The sequence below is a fragment of the Paraburkholderia sediminicola genome, assembly GCF_046026895.1.
GTDB lineage: Bacteria > Pseudomonadota > Gammaproteobacteria > Burkholderiales > Burkholderiaceae > Paraburkholderia > Paraburkholderia sediminicola_C.
This window is the reverse complement of sequence record NZ_JAQQEU010000018.1, coordinates 73275-88137: the sequence shown is the minus strand read 5'-3', so window position 1 is coordinate 88137 and position 14863 is coordinate 73275. Positions and strand designations below refer to the sequence as shown.

Annotated in this window: 7 protein-coding genes and 4 pseudogenes; 5 read left to right on the top strand and 6 right to left on the bottom strand. The window is 63.2% G+C overall.

From position 1 onward, the window contains the following. Positions 1–113 precede the first annotated feature (113 nt). The 4 genes from PQR02_RS15425 to PQR02_RS15410 are packed head-to-tail and all read right to left on the bottom strand — an operon-like array spanning position 114 to position 9342. Positions 114–1670, bottom strand: coding sequence for an efflux transporter outer membrane subunit (locus PQR02_RS15425; protein ID WP_408232116.1), 1557 nt, complete (start codon positions 1668–1670; stop codon positions 114–116). Beyond that, on the bottom strand, positions 1667–4981 hold the full coding sequence (locus PQR02_RS15420; protein ID WP_408232113.1) for an efflux RND transporter permease subunit: 3315 nt from the start codon (positions 4979–4981) through the stop codon (positions 1667–1669). The genes PQR02_RS15425 and PQR02_RS15420 overlap by 4 nt, the downstream gene beginning before the upstream one ends. Next, positions 4978–8109 (bottom strand): efflux RND transporter permease subunit, encoded by a 3132-nt coding sequence (locus PQR02_RS15415; protein WP_408232110.1) that lies wholly within the window; start codon positions 8107–8109, stop codon positions 4978–4980. The genes PQR02_RS15420 and PQR02_RS15415 overlap by 4 nt, the downstream gene beginning before the upstream one ends. A 15-nt stretch (positions 8110–8124) precedes the next feature. Continuing rightward, positions 8125–9342: an efflux RND transporter periplasmic adaptor subunit gene (locus PQR02_RS15410; protein ID WP_408232107.1), complete on the bottom strand. Its 1218-nt coding sequence runs from the start codon at positions 9340–9342 to the stop codon at positions 8125–8127. Between the two features lie 778 nt (positions 9343–10120). On the opposite strand from PQR02_RS15410, the pseudogene PQR02_RS15405 reads away from it, so the two are divergent. After that, a pseudogene (locus PQR02_RS15405) lies at positions 10121–10931 on the top strand (two-partner secretion domain-containing protein); the annotation flags it as partial. A gap of 59 nt (positions 10932–10990) precedes the next feature. Here the strand turns inward: PQR02_RS15405 and PQR02_RS15400 are convergent. After that, positions 10991–11372: pseudogene (locus tag PQR02_RS15400) on the bottom strand (4Fe-4S dicluster domain-containing protein); the annotation flags it as partial. A gap of 730 nt (positions 11373–12102) precedes the next feature. On the opposite strand from PQR02_RS15400, the gene PQR02_RS15395 reads away from it, so the two are divergent. The 4 genes and pseudogenes from PQR02_RS15395 to PQR02_RS15380 all read left to right on the top strand — a co-directional run. After that, a complete protein-coding gene (locus PQR02_RS15395) occupies positions 12103–13308 on the top strand; it encodes a polysaccharide pyruvyl transferase family protein (RefSeq protein ID WP_408232104.1) in 1206 nt (401 codons plus the stop codon). A gap of 46 nt (positions 13309–13354) precedes the next feature. Next, entirely contained in the window at positions 13355–13531 is a 177-nt protein-coding gene (locus PQR02_RS15390; protein WP_408232101.1) for a hypothetical protein, read from the top strand. 75 nt (positions 13532–13606) lie between these two features. Further along, the gene (locus tag PQR02_RS15385) at positions 13607–14323 is read left to right on the top strand and encodes a transposase (protein ID WP_408232098.1); all 717 of its coding nucleotides are present in this window, start codon (positions 13607–13609) and stop codon (positions 14321–14323) included. Between the two features lie 51 nt (positions 14324–14374). Beyond that, positions 14375–14476: pseudogene (locus PQR02_RS15380) on the top strand (dehydratase); the annotation flags it as partial. Here the strand turns inward: PQR02_RS15380 and PQR02_RS15375 are convergent. Continuing rightward, positions 14433–14861, bottom strand: a pseudogene (locus PQR02_RS15375) (zinc-binding dehydrogenase); the annotation flags it as partial. The pseudogenes PQR02_RS15380 and PQR02_RS15375 sit on opposite strands and share 44 nt — an antisense overlap. Positions 14862–14863 lie beyond the last annotated feature (2 nt).

The following is a 14863-nucleotide window of genomic DNA, read 5'->3' as shown; positions in this document are numbered from 1 at the left end:
GGTGCGTCGGCGGGAGATACGCGTTGTGCTCGGATCGGAATGGGCGTGTCGCTTTTCGGCGGTTGTGCGCGAGAGTCCTTCGCGTGCTCCGCCTCAGCGCGTGCGATCCGATGTCACCGCGTCTTCACTTCAGCGTCGTGCGCGGAGGCATCATCGGTTGGCGTGGGCGTTGCCTGTCGCGCCGTTGGATGCCGCGGATCATGCAACTCGCCGGTCGACCAGCCGCCGCCGAGATCGCCGAACAGCGACGCCGCGTCCAGCAGGCGCGACTCCTGAACATTCAGCGCGGTCTGCTGCGTGCTCAACTGCGTGGCCTGCGCGACCGCCACCGTCGTGTAGTCCACCGTGCCGGCCTGATACTCGTTGAAGGCAATCTCGGCGCCACGGTTTGCGTCGAGCACGGCCGATTCCAGCACGACCGCCTGCTCGGCCAGGATGCGCAAGCCGGACAGGTCGTCTTCGACATTCTGGAACGCGGTGAGCACCGTGCCGCGATAGTTGGCGACCGCCGAGTCGTAGGCGGCCTTCGCCGCGTCGACGTCCGCGCTGCGCAAGCCACCGTCGAACAGCGTTTCGGTGGCGCTCCCGCCCAGCGACCAGACATAGTTGGCCACGTTCAGCAGTCCGGACAGCGGCGACTGCGTGAAGCCGACCACGCCGGAGAGCGATATCGTCGGGTAATACGCCGCCACCTGCACGCCTATCGCGGCGTTTTGCGCGGCCATCCTGCGCTCGGCAGCGGCGATGTCGGGGCGGCGTTCGAGTAGCGTCGACGGCACGCCAACCGGGACGTCCGGCAGCGTCGGCATCGCGGTGCTGTGCGTGATCGACAGCTCTTCCGGGTTCTTGCCCACCAGCACGGCAATCGCATGCGCGTCCTGGGCACGCGCCACGCCGAGTGCGATCAGGTCGGAACGTGCGGTGTTCAACTGGGTGCGAGCCGTGATCACGTCGCTCGGCGGGATGGTGCCCGCGCGATCCTGCTCGGACACCACGTCGAGATAGTGCTGATAGGCGACCACCGTCTTTTGCAGGAGGTCGATATTAGCGTCGCTGGTACGCAATTCGATGATCGCCGTGGCGAGCGCCACCTGCTCGGCGAGCGTCGCATTGGCGAGCGTGGCTTCGCTTGCCTGCGCCGTCGCGGCGCTTTCCTCGATCGTGCGCCGCACCTGGCCCCACAGATCGGGTGCCCAACTCACATTGCCCTCCAGCGAAGCCGAGTTGACCACTCTGGCCGCATTGCCGCTGGCGGCGCGCTCTTTGGCGGCCGAGCCGGTCGCGCCGATCGTCGGAAAGAGGCTGGCGTGCGCAGCCCGCACTTCCGCCAGCGCTTCCTGATAGTTCGCGTAGTCCGCACGCACCGTCTGGTTCGACACCGACACCAGAGGCTCGAGTTGGTCGAGCAGCGGATCGTTGAAGGCGGTCCACCATGTGCCCTTCGGTCCCGTTGCGGCCGGCTCGGCTTGCGTCCAGCCCGGCAGCTCCGAGAACGTGGCGGGTACGTTGACTGGCGGCCGGTGGTAGTCCGGGCCGACCGTGCAGCCAGCGCCGAGCAGGGTCAGCGCGGCGGCGACCAGCGGCCGAAGCGGGCTGCGCCGACCAACGCGATCAATGTGACCATCGCGACCAAGCGGCCCCATGCGTTTGCGGGAGATCTTCATCATCATGCCTTCGTGTCCGGTTGTCCCGGTTGTTCCGCGTCCCGGTTCCATGGCAGGTTTGCGGACCACCTGACCAGCCTGAAACGCAGGCGGTCGAGGTAGAGGTAGATCACCGGCGTCGTATACAGCGTAAAGATCTGACTCAGGATCAGGCCGCCCATCACGGTGATACCGAGCGGCTGGCGCAGCGACGCGCCCTGTCCAATGCCGATGGCCAGCGGCACCGCGCCGAGCACCGCAGCGAAGGTGGTCATCATGATCGGGCGCAGACGTATCACGGCGGCTTCGTGAACCGCGTCCCGCGCGGGCATGCCCTCGCTGCGCTGCAACTGGATCGCGACGTCGACCATCATGATGCCGTTCTTCTTGACGATACCGATCAGCAGAATAATGCCGATCATCGCGATCACCGAGAACGGCGTGCCGAAGATCAGCAACGCCAGCGTCGCGCCAATGCCCGCCGACGGCAGTGTCGACAGGATGGTCAGCGGGTGGATCGAGCTTTCGTACAGCACGCCGAGCACGATATAGACGACGCCGAGCGCCGCCAGGATCAGCAGCGGCACCGTGCCCATCGACTGCGAGTAGGCCGCCGCCGCGCCGGCGAACGATCCGTGGATGCTGGCGGGCATGCCGATCTCGCGGATCGTGTTGTTGATCGACACGGCCGCCTTGCTCAACGAACCGCCCGCCGGCAGGTTGAACGAGATCGTCGCGGCCACGAGACCGCTTTGATGGTTCACCTGCGTGGACGTATGGCTGTTCGAGTACGAGGCGAGTGCCGCCAGCGGCACCATGGTTTCCGCCGAAGTGCTGTCCGCGCTGCCGGTCGAACTGCCACCCTTGCTGTTGGCGATGCTATTGATGGTCGCGTTGGCTTGCGCGTTCGAGTTGAGCGTGTTCGTATTGGACGATGCGGCCGTGCTGGTTTCGGTAGCGGCCTTCACCGTGCCGCTCGGCATCTGCGTGGCCGCCGTCCCGGTGGCATTGCCCGAGGCCGTGCTCATATAAATCTGCTGGAGCGTTTGTGGATACTGCCAGTAATCCGGCGCCACCTCCATCACCACGAAGTACTGGTTCAGCGGGTTGTAGATGGTCGATACGGTGCGCTGGCCGAATGCGTCGTACAGCACGTTGTCGACCTGGTTCGGTGCAAAGCCATAACGCGCCGCCGTCGAGCGATTGATCCTCACGTAGGTCTGCAAACCGTTTTGCTGCAAGTCCGAGTTCACATCGAGCAACTGGTCGTGTTCCTTGCCGAGCGCGGCGACGAGGCGCGGCGTCCACCTGAACAGCGCGGCGGAATCGTCGCTGGTCAGCGTGTACTGATACTCGGCGGCGGATTGCCGTCCGCCGATCCGCAGATCCTGCTGTGCCTGGATAAAGAGCCGCGCGCCGGAGACCTCGTTGAGCTTGGGCCGCAGGCGGTTCACGACCTCGGTGGCCGTGACGTGCCGCTCCGCCAGCGGCTTGAGTTCGATGAACACGTTCGCGGTGTTGAGCGCGCGGCCGCCCGTAAAGCCCGCCACCGAAGCCACGGCCGGGTCCTTCTGCACGATCTCCTGCAATTGCGCGAGCTTCTTTTGCATCGCCGAAAAGGAGATGCTCTGGTCGGCGATGATCTGCCCGATCAGGATGCCCGTGTCCTGCTCGGGAAAGAAGGTGGCCGGCACCAGCTTGAACAGGAACACGTTGGCCACGAGCAGGCCGATCAACAGCAAGATGACGAGCAGCGAATGATCCAGTACCGCCGTGAGCGAGCGTGCGTACGCATTCTTGAAACGATCGAACTGCTTTTCGATCCACATCGCCCAGCGGGCTTTCGAATGACCGGCGTTGTCGCGGCTCAGCACATACGCGCACATGGCCGGCGTGACCGTCAACGAAATCACGAGTGAAATCATGATCGCGATGGACAGCGTGACCGCGAACTCATGGAACAGCAAACCGACCACGCCCGGCATCAACATGATGGGCAGGAACACGGCGATCAGCGACAGGCTCATCGAGATCACCGTGAAGCCCACCTCGCCGCTGCCTTTCAGCGCGGCCTCTCTCGGGCTGAGCCCCAACTCCATGTGACGCACGATGTTTTCCAGCACCACCACCGCGTCGTCGACCACGAAGCCGGTGCCGATGGTGAGCGCCATCAGCGAGAGGTTGTCGATGCTATAGCCAAGCAGGTACATCGGCCCAAAGGTGCCCACGATCGACAGCGGCAGCGCGACCGCCGGCACCAGCGTGGCACGCGGCGACTGCAGGAAGACGAACACCACGCCCACCACCAGCAGCACCGCGATGAACAGCGTGCGCTCCGTATCCCCCACCGACGATCGGACCGACTCCGAGCGGTCGATCGCGACGCCCACATGCACGCTGCTCGGCAGCGTCGCTTCGATCGACGGCAGGACCTGACGGATTTGCGCGACGGTGCTCACGACATTGCTGCCCGGCATCGGATACACGATGACGAGGATCGCCGACTTGCCGTTGAAGAGCCCTGCATTGCGGATATTTTCGTTCGAGTCCCTGACCTCGGCCACGTCGCGCAACTGGACCGGCGCGCCGTTACGATAGGCGACCACCAGGTCGCGATACGGCGCGGCGTGGGTGATCTGGTCATTGGATGTGACCACGTAGCGCTGGTTGCCCACGTCGAGATGACCCTTCGCGCTGTCGGCGTTGGCCGCGCTGATTGCCGCGCGCACGTCTTCCAGACCGATGCCGTAGCTGTTCAGCTTGCCCGGTTGCAGTTCGACCCGCACCGACGGCAACGCCCCGCCGCCGAGCGTGATCTGGCCTACGCCCTTGACCTGCGAGAGCTGCTGCTGGATCACCGAATCGGCGGAATCGTAGAGCTGCGCCTTGGTGAGCGTGTCCGACGTCAGCGAGAGCACCATGATGGGCGCGTCCGCCGGGTTGTACTGGCGATAGGTCGGATTGCTGCGCAGCGTGGTCGGCAAGTCGGCGCGGGCCGCCTGAATAGCCGCCTCCACATCGCGCGCGGCGCCGTTGATGTCGCGCTTCAGACCGAATTCGACAATGATCATCGACGAGCCGACATAGCTGATCGAAGTCAGTTCTTCGACGTCGGCAATCGTGGCGAGCCGCCGCTCGAGCGGCTCGGCCACCGTGGCCGCCATGATGTCCGGGCTCGCGCCCGCCATGTTGGCCTGCACCACGATGACCGGAAAGGCGATATTCGGCAGCGGCGCGACCGGCAGCCGGAAATAAGCGAGCGCCCCGGAGATCAGGATCGCTATTGCCAGCAGCGTGGTCGCGACCGGGCGCCGGATGAATAACGCCGAGATGTTCACCGCGCGTCCTCCGCCCCGCCGTCAGGCGGATTCCCCGGACTAACGCGGTTGCGCCGGCGCCTGAAGCGCTCGGCCATCCTGTCGAAGAACAGGTAGATCACCGGCGTGGTGAAGAGCGTCAGCATCTGGCTCAAGGTCAGACCGCCGATGATCGCCAGACCCAGCGGCCGGCGCAATTCCGAACCCGTGCCGGTGCCGAGCAGCATCGGCAGCGCGCCGAGCATGGCGGCGAGCGTGGTCATCAGGATCGGGCGGAAACGCAGCAGCGACGCCTCGAAAATCGCCTCACGCGGCGCCTTGCCGTGATTGCGCTCGGCGTCCAGCGCGAAGTCCACCATCATGATCGCGTTCTTCTTGACGATGCCGATGAGCAGCACGATGCCGATGATGCCGATCACATCCAGGTCGCTGCCGGCGATCATCAGCGCGAGCAACGCGCCGATCCCCGCCGAAGGCAGCGTGGACAGAATCGTCACCGGATGGATGAAGCTCTCATACAGCACGCCGAGCACGATATACACCGCTACCAGCGCCGCAATCAGCAGGTAGACCTCACTCGACAACGAGTCCTCGAATGCCTGGGCCGCGCCCTGCAGCGACGAGGTGATCGACGCCGGCAGGTTCACCGATTGCTCGGCTTGACGGATAGCCGTAACCGCCGTGCTCAACGACGCTTCCTTCGCGAGGTTGAACGAGATCGTGACGGACGGGAACTGCGCCAGATGACTGATCACCAGCGGCGATTTGGTGATCTGGATCTTCGCGACGCCCGATAGCGGCACCTGACCCGTGCTGCTGGTCTGGCTCGGCAGATACAGGTTGCCGATCGACTGCACATTCGGCAGCGTTTCCGGTTTGGCGACGAGAATCACGCGGTATTGATTCGACTGTTCGAAGATCGTCGAGACGATCCGCTGGCCGAGCGCGTCGTATAGCGCGTTGTCGATGGTCGCGGGCGTAATGCCGAAGCGCGCGGCCAATTGCCGGTTGACTTCGACGTTCACGCTCAGACCGTCGCTATTCATGTCGCTTTGCACGTCAGCCAGCGACGGAATCTGTTTCAGGCGCGCCACCAGTTCCGGCACGTACTTCTGGAACGCCTGCTGGCTCGGTCCGCGCAGCACGAAGCTGTACTGGTTCGGCGAAACCGTCGTGTCGAGCGTCAGATCCTGCTCGGGCTGCATGTACAGCTTCACGCCGGGCACGTTGGCGACTTCCTGCTGCAGACGCCGGGCAATCTCCTGCGCCGTATCGGAGCGCTTGTCACGGTCACGCAGATTGATCAGAAAGCGGCCATTGTTGAGCGTCGAGTTTGTGCCGTCGATGCCCACGTAGGAGGTCAGCGAAGTGACATCCGGGTCCTTCAGGATCGCGTCGGCGAGCGCGCTCTGGCGGTTCACCATCGCGGCATACGACACCGAGTTGTCGGCCACGCTGATCCCCTCGATCACGCCGACGTCCTGCACCGGAAAGAGCCCCTTCGGAATCACCACATACAGGATGCCGGTCAGCACGACGGTGCCGAGCGCCACCATGAGCGTCAGCACCTGATGATCGAGCACCCAGCGCAGGCCGCGTTCATAAGCGGCGAGCGTCTTGTCGAACAGGCCTTCGCTGATGCGCTCGAAGCGGCTCGGATGACGCTCGGCCCGGGCGCGCAGCATGCGCGCGCAGAGCATCGGCACCACGGTCAGCGACACTACTGCGGAGATGACGATCGTGACCGCGAGCGTCACCGCGAATTCGCTGAACAGACGCCCGATCACGCCGCCCATGAAGAGCAGCGGAATCAGCACGGCGATCAGCGAAATGGTCAGCGACAGAATCGTGAAGCCGATCTGGCCCGCGCCCTCCAGCGCGGCTTCGAGCGGCGTCTTGCCCTCCTCCAGATAGCGCACGATGTTCTCGATCATCACGATCGAGTCGTCGACCACGAAGCCGGTGGCGATGATGAGCGCCATCAGCGAGAGGTTGTCGATCGAGTAGTTCAGCTGGTACATCACGGCGAGCGTGCCGATCAGCGACACCGGCACGGAGATGCTCGGAATCAGCGTGGCGGGCACGTTGCGCAGAAACACGAAGATCACCGCCACCACCAGCACGATGGCGAGGATCAGTTCGAGCGCCGCGTCCGAGACCGACGAGCGGATCACGCCCGTGCTGTCCGACACCACGGTCACCTTCATGCCGGCCGGCAGCGTGGATTCGAGCTGCGGCAACTGCTTCATGATCTGGTTGACGGTGGCGATCACGTTCGCGCCAGGCTGCCGCTGCACGTTGAGCACGATCGCGGGCGAGCCGTTGTACCAGGCGCCGCGCTCCACGTCCTGCGCGGCCCGGCTGACTCGCGCGACGTCGCGCATGAACACCGGTGAGCCGTTCTGGTAGGCGATCACCGTGTCCAGATAGTCCTGCGGATCGGTGATCTGGTCGTTGCCATTGATCGTGTAGTCGAGATCCGGGCCGTCGAAATTGCCCTTCGGCTGGCTGACGTTGACGTAGCTGAGCAGCGTGCGCAGGTCGTCGATATTCAGGCCGTAGGCCGCGAGCTTGTGCGGGTCCGCTTCGACACGGATGGCCGGCACGTTGCCGCCGCTCGTCGTCACGACGCCCACGCCCGACACTTCGGAAATCTTCGTGCCGAGGCGATTGTTGGCGACGTCCTCGAGCTGGGTCAAGGACATCGACTTCGAGGTGACCGCAAGCGTCAGGATCGGCAGGTCGGCTGGATTGACTTTCGCATAGGTCGGCGGTGCCGGCAGGCCGGAGGGCAGATAGCTGTTCGACGCGTTGATGGCCTGCTGGACGTTCTGCTCGGCAATGTCGAGGTTCAGCGACAGATCGAACTGCAGCGTGATGACCGACGCGCCGTCCGAGCTATACGACGTCATCTGCTGCAGGCCGGGAATCTCGCCCAACTGCACTTCCAGCGGCGCGGTGACCGTGGTGGCCATCACGTCCGGGCTCGCACCCGGATAGAAGGTCTGCACCTGGATGGTCGGATAGTCGACGTTGGGCAGCGACGAAACCGGCAGCACGCGCATCGCGACGAGACCCACCAGCACGAGTGCGATCATCAGCAGCAGCGTGGCTACCGGTCGGAGAATAAACAGACGGGAGATATTCATCGGCGCGTGAGCCCGCTACGACGACGCAGCATTCGCCGCCGCCGCGGACGCAGCAGCGGCGCCACTGGCCGGGGCACTGGCCGTTGCGGGTTTCGCCCTGGCCGCCTGAATCCTGGCGCCGTCGTTCAAACGATCGGTGCCGTCCGTGACTACCAGGTTGCCTTGGGACAGGCCGGAGAGAATGACCGTGTTCCTGCCGTCGCTCGGGCCGATTTTGACCTTGTGCACGGAAACCGAATTGTTCGCATTGACGAGATACACGAAGTCGCCCGGCGCGCCGCTTTGCACGGCGGGGGTGGGCACCAGCACCGCATTCTGCATCGTATCGACCAGCAGCTTGACGTTGACGAACTCGTTGGGGAACAGCGCCTCGTCATCGTTGGCGAAAGTGGCCCGTAAAGTGACCGTGCCGGTCGCCGTGGCCATCTGGTTGCTAATGGCATACAGCGTTCCCGTGGCAACCTCGCGCGAGTTGTCGCTGGTGTAGGCGGTGACCGGCAAGGAGGCGCCCGCATTCAGGCGCTGCACGATGGAGCCCAGCGCGTCTTGCGGCACCGTGAACTGCACCGTGGTCGGCTTGATGGTGGTGATGACGACAATCCCCGTCGTCGACGACGCCGTCACATAGTTGCCCGGGTCGACCAGCCGCAGGCCGACCTTTCCGGAGACGGGCGCGGTGATGCGGCAATAGGCCAGATCGAGGTCGAATTGGGCGATGTTGGCCAGATCGGACTGGACCGCGGCCTCGTCCTGCTGGACGAGGAACTGCTGGTCCGCGAAGGTCTGCTGCGCGATCGACTTGTGCTCGTTCAACTGCGTGTAGCGGACCAGATCGGCGCGCGCCTGCGCGAGCGTCGCGCGGTCCTTGGCAAGTGTCGCCTGAGCCTGCTGCTTGCTGATCTGATATTGGCGCGGATCGATCTGGGCGAGGAACTGGCCTTTCTGCACTTCCTGGCCTTCGTGATAGCCGACGGCCGTGAGGTAGCCGCTCAGTTGCGGCAGCACGGTCACGGTCGCAGTCGGCGTGACCGTGCCGAGCTCGCTCAACGTGACCGGCATCGAGCCGAGTGCCGCGCTCGCCACCGTGACGACGATGGGCGCAGTCTCACGGCTGGGTTTCTTCCGCGTCAACAGGTGGACGGCGACCACTGCGATCAGCGCCAGCACGATAAGTACGAACAGAATGAGCCCGCGTCGGGAGCGCTTGGGCGGCTTGGACACGGCTTCGTTCATAGGTAGCTCCGGAAGCAGGTGATGCTGCTTTGGATGACGGGGCCCGGAATGATCCTCAACCGGGATTGAACAGTGCCACGGCTTCTATGCGTTGTCACCGATCGGCGATCCCCTCCACCGTTTGTTATCAAGACGTAAGCCAGATGGCCGCGCGAGCGGCGCAGCCGAGTGACGGCACAGGTAGACTTTACGGCGTGGCAATTGCCTTGCGTGACAGTCAACGCGCATCGTATTGTGCAGTAATGTCTGATCATGGGCCCCTGTCGAAATGGAGCTTACGGCGGACCGCCGATTGCGGCGCGGCTATCGCAGCAATCATGCCGGTACGTCGGATGTTCTTCAGATTCGCCCTGGTGGAAAAGGACCGACACCGATTGCGTCGAGACATGGCTTGCACAAGATCTGAGTTAACGGCGTGCAACATGTTGGCGTCTGAAAGACTTCGCCTCGTCTCGTAGGTTTGAAACTCGCGCCGACGGGCCGTTGGATGCGGGGGTGGTTATCGAAGGCCGGACCCAGCCAGTGGTAGCTGCGCCGAAAGCTTATTGAAATGCGGCGGGCTAATTGGCCGGTGCGGAGCAGGCGACCCTATGACGGTTTTCGTTCAGTATCCTAAGCGATGATTCAAGCGAGACTCATCCGGGCGGCGCTGTGACATTTACTGGCACGACGCAGGCACGGTAACTAGTATTCCGAATGTGGTAAGCAACGCTTCACGTGACTCCGGTCGCATTGCGGGGCCGTTGTCATCCATTCAGCCTCCGCGAAAGGAGGATATATGTCATCTTCGTCCTCACGCCGTCCAGAACGACGCCCACTATGGGGCCGACTCTCCCCGCATCGCATCGCGCCCCTCATTGGTATCTCTCTCGCTGGATTGTCGTTGGCGCACACGGCGGTCGCCGGTGGCGTCCTCCCGCAAGGCGGCCACTACATTGCCGGCGCAGGAACCCTAGCAGGGCAAGGCACCGCGCTCGTCGTCACGCAGCCCGGTTCGGCTCGCGGCGTGATCGACTGGAGCAGCTTTTTTTTCGATCGGCAAGGCAAACACCGTCACTTTCGACAACGGTTCGGGCGCAACGCTCAATCGGGTGACGGGCGGCGCGCCTTCAGCGATTCTCGGCAGCCTGAATGCAACGGGTAGTGTGTATCTGATCAACCCGCAAGGTGTCCTGGTGGGTCCGAGCGGCGTGATCAGCACGGGCGGACGATTCGTGGCTGCAACGCTCGACATACCGAATAGCGCCTTCATCAATGGCGGGACGCTCACGCTTGCTGGGTCAGCGAATGGGAAGGTGGTGAATCTTGGCAAGATCAGTTCCAGCGGCGGCGATGTCTTCCTCATCGCACGAGACGCCGTGGTGAACGCAGGATCAGTGAGCGCACCGAACGGCACGGCCGAATACGTCGCTGGGCAGCAGGTGGTGTTGTACGAATCGTCGAGCAACAGGCAGGTGTTCGTGCAGACAAGCAGTCACGGCACCGTCGTCGATCGTGGTGTCACTCAAGCCGCGCAGATCAATCTGGAAGCGGCCGATGGCAATATCTATGCGCTTGCCGGTAGTGACCCGGTAACGTTGGCACAAGGTTTTTTCCGGGTAACGATGGTGAGGCGGCACGGATGGCGCAGACGACAGCGCAGCGGAAGGCCGCCTACAGGTGTCACCCACACGATGTTCTGTGTCGGGTCCTTGATATCGCAGGCTCTTGCAATGCACGCAGTTCTGCGCATTGATCACGAGACGCTCGATGCCGTCGTCGTTCTTGACGAGCTCATACACGGCCGCCTGGCAGTAATGCGATCCCGACCCGCATAGGTCTGCCAGTTTACGTTGACCAGGCACCGACGGGTCTTTCAGCGTCAGGTGCGTCGGCTGGCTCTCTTCGTGATTCGTGTTCGAGATGAATACCGACGAGAGCCGGTCGAAGGTCAGCTTGCCATCCGGCTTCGGATACGTGATCGGTTTGCATTGCGAAGCGGGCTTGAGGATCTGGTCATCCGAATGCTGAGGGTGCAGCGTCCACGGCACGGCAGCTTAACATCGATCCCGCATCAGAGTGACGCTGCACGGCGCCAGAGCGGTCGATAAACCGTTCGACCAGCCACGGCGCGAAGGTCCGTTGCTTGACCGGAGCTGCCATTTGAATGGCCGTCTGAGCGCGCAGGCGAATGGCTGCAGTTGGCCCCATCGTTGATTTCCAATTGTCCTCGAGCCGCCGACGTGTTCTGGTGCGGAGTCCGGATCGCTGCTGCAGGTGGCACTTGCCGACGTACTTCGCGCAGAGAAACAGGCCTTGGGCTCTGCGCTAGTTTCGTCGACTTGGATATTCCGCTGCGCGTCCTATACTAAAAGCGAGCCGCGCGGAAGCCGGCCTCTGATGCAGAAGCGGACGAGAAATCGTTCATTGGGGCGCGGTAGCGGGGCCACGGAAACGCCTGTGTGAAAGCGCAGGCGTTTTCTTTTGCGGTCCAGATGACGACTGCGCCGCAAATGCCGACATGTTCATCTGCGCCGGCATGTGCGAAGTGTGACTGCGTTGGCATGCATCGGGTGCAACGCGTTTCGCTACGATGATGTGGGTAACTAACTACAAGCCGGCAAACCCGTCTTGTCGGATTGGGCGAGGCGACGGCCGCCGCTCGTCATGGTCGGTCCGCGTGGTCGCCACGCACGCCCGGATATCATGGAAAAACGGCCTCGGCCTTGCATCTGCGCCGCCGCGTAGAGCCGGTTAGCGCCCTTCCCGCCCGAACTCTTCATGCCCGATCATGCCAAACGTCGCTTCGACACCGTCCTGTTCGGGGCGTTCGACCGCCATAACGTCGGCGATCTGTTGTTCCCCCACATCGTTGCACGGATGCTCGCGCCGAGCGACGTACTGTACGCAGGGCTCGTTACACGCGACTTGCGCGAGTGGGGCGGTCATGCCCCATGCGCGTTCGCAAACCTCGGCGCGTGGCCGCGCGGAAAATCGCTGAACGTGATTCATGTGGGCGGCGAGCTGCTCACATGTGACGCATGGGAAGCCGCGGTCATGCTTGCGCGGCCCGAACACGCGCGCACAATGATTGCAGAAGAGAAGCAATGGCGGGGCGATCCGCTGGGATGGGCGATGGCGCATCTCGGCACGGCGTCGCGTGCGCCTTATGTCATTTCAACAGCTTCGTTTCCGCAGGTTTGCGTGAACACGACCTCTTTTCACGCGGTTGGGGGCGCGGATCTGGATCGACGGGAACCCGCTTTCCGCAACGAGGTTCTGAACGGGATCAGGCGTGCCGCGCATCTCAGCGTGCGCGATCGGCAGACGCAGGCGCATCTGCGCGCAGCCAACATCGAAGCGCCGCTCGTACCCGACCCCGCCGTCATGGTCGCGGAGTTGTTCGGCGCACGAATAGACGACCGGGCGACCGGCGATGCGGTCAAGCCGCTGCGTGATGCGTATCCGCAAGGCTATGCAGCGCTGCAATTCGACGCCAGCTTCGGCGACGATGCCACGCTCGACGTCCTCGCATGCCAGATCGGGCGCACGGCAAAGACCAATGGGTTGGGCGTGGTCATGTTTCGTGCGGGCGCCGCGCCCTGGCACGATGACCTTGATATCTATTGGCGTCTCGCTGCGCGTCTGCACGGCACGCCGGTGCACCTTTTTACTTCGCTGGACCTCTGGGACATTTGCGCTCTCATCGCGTACGGCCGCGTGTACTGCGGCAGCAGCCTGCACGGACGGATCGTCGCGATGGCCTTCGCGCGGCCGCGCATCAGTCTCGTTCATGCGAGCGAGGCGCGGCAGGCGACGAAGCAGGCGGCCTTCGCCGCAACGTGGGAGCCGCAGGGCATCGCCGCGACGACGGTCGCGGATGGTCTCGCCGACGCAATCAGCAACGCGCTGGAGACCGATGTAGCACTTATGCACCATACGGCCGCCGATCTGGCGCGCCGCTATCGCCTAGCATTCTGCGTGTAAAGTGGCTGACGGCGGGTTCAGTCATCTGTTGGCTGGAGTTGTGACCTTGACGAAGCCCGCCGACATCAACTTGCCCAAAATGACGGAGCGCCTGGCGATGTATGGCGCGGCGCTGCTATTCAGCGATGGCATAAAAGAGACGCGGGCTGCGATCGGCAATTCAACGAAAAGAGGCCAGAAAAAAGGCCTGTTCGCGCTGCGAGCGCATGCACATGACCGATAGAATTTCGTTATGTACCGTCACGCGTCCGATATCTGTCGGATCGCTTTCTCACATCGGATTTCCGGTTAATTCAGCATGACACGGCTTGCACGGCACCACGTTCCAGAACAACCGCAGCACGTTATCTTGCAGGGGCTCACAGGGCCCGCATTTCTGGACGAAGGAGACTACCGGTACTTCCTCGCCTGCCTGGCAGACGCAGCGCGCGTCGCCGATCTGGCAGTCCACGCGTGGGTACTCATGCCTGACGCGGTGCAGTTCCTCGTCACGCCTTCATACGAGTCGAGCGTGGCCATGGCGATGCAGGCGGTCGGCCGTCGATATGTCGAGACCTTCAACCGCCGCCATGGACGCCGAGGTACGGTGTGGCGTGGCGATTACTGGGCAACAGTGATTGAGCCCGACCGGTATTTCCTGCTCGCGAGCCAGGTCATCGATCATGCGCCGGTGCGTAACCGCCTTGTGGCAGAGCCGGGAAGCTACCGGTGGTCTAGCTACGCGCATCACATCGGGCTGCGTGTCGATAGCTTCATCAAGGATCATCCGCTCTACCGGGCGCTCGGCAATACGCCGTTCGAGCGCCACCAGGCTTACTACGATCTGGGCGCACAGCCCCTTGACGAACTCGAGGTCAATAACCTGATGGAGTCGACGCTCAAGGGCTGGGTGCTTGGCAGCGCCGCGTATTGCGAGTGGGCGGCGCAGACAGCCAACCGGCGTTTGATGCCCCTGCTGCTGCGCGACCGGCCGCCCAAGGGTTGCACGACACGCGCCCTCGCACACGTGGGCTAATCAAAAGAAAAACAGCTATCGACGGCTTCGTCGGCCAGACGTACCGCACGGTCGACACGGAATACATTCTTCAACGGTCTTGCAGCAAGTGGATGGCACACAGCAGCGATCACCATGAAACTCCTCGTAGAGAGTTTGCCATTGGCGGGTGGGTGAGATCGGCACCTGTCGTAAGGACAATTTTTCCGAAGTGTGTGCCGGAATCGATCAGCTCGTGAGCGGCGCGAGCGTCGGCAAGCGCAAAGGTCTCGTAGACAACCGGCTTGATCTTGCCGCTCTCGATGCGCGGCCAGACCTGCTGCTCGAGTTCACGGATGATGGTCGCCTTGTCCGCGGACGTGCGCGATCGCAATGTCGAGCCCATATGCGTCAGACGTTTCGTCATCGTCGGTACTACGTCGAGATCCTTCGCCGGCCCCTTGATCACGCCCACCTGGAGGATCCGTCCGTCCATGGCTGCGGCGTCATAGTTTCGAGCCACGTAGTCGCCGGCAATGATGTCGAGGATCACGTCGACGCCTCTTCCTTGGGTAGACCGCT

Bases quoted from the DNA above. Each gene is read 5' to 3' on its own strand.
- PQR02_RS15425 (WP_408232116.1), bottom strand. From the start codon at position 1,670: ATGATGATGAAGATCTCCCGCAAACGCATGGGGCCGCTTGGTCGCGAT.
- PQR02_RS15415 (WP_408232110.1), bottom strand. From the start codon at position 8,109: ATGAATATCTCCCGTCTGTTTATTCTCCGACCGGTAGCCACGCTGCTG.
- PQR02_RS15410 (WP_408232107.1), bottom strand. From the start codon at position 9,342: ATGAACGAAGCCGTGTCCAAGCCGCCCAAGCGCTCCCGACGCGGGCTC.
- PQR02_RS15395 (WP_408232104.1), top strand. From the start codon at position 12,103: ATGCCCGATCATGCCAAACGTCGCTTCGACACCGTCCTGTTCGGGGCG.
- PQR02_RS15385 (WP_408232098.1), top strand. From the start codon at position 13,607: ATGACACGGCTTGCACGGCACCACGTTCCAGAACAACCGCAGCACGTT.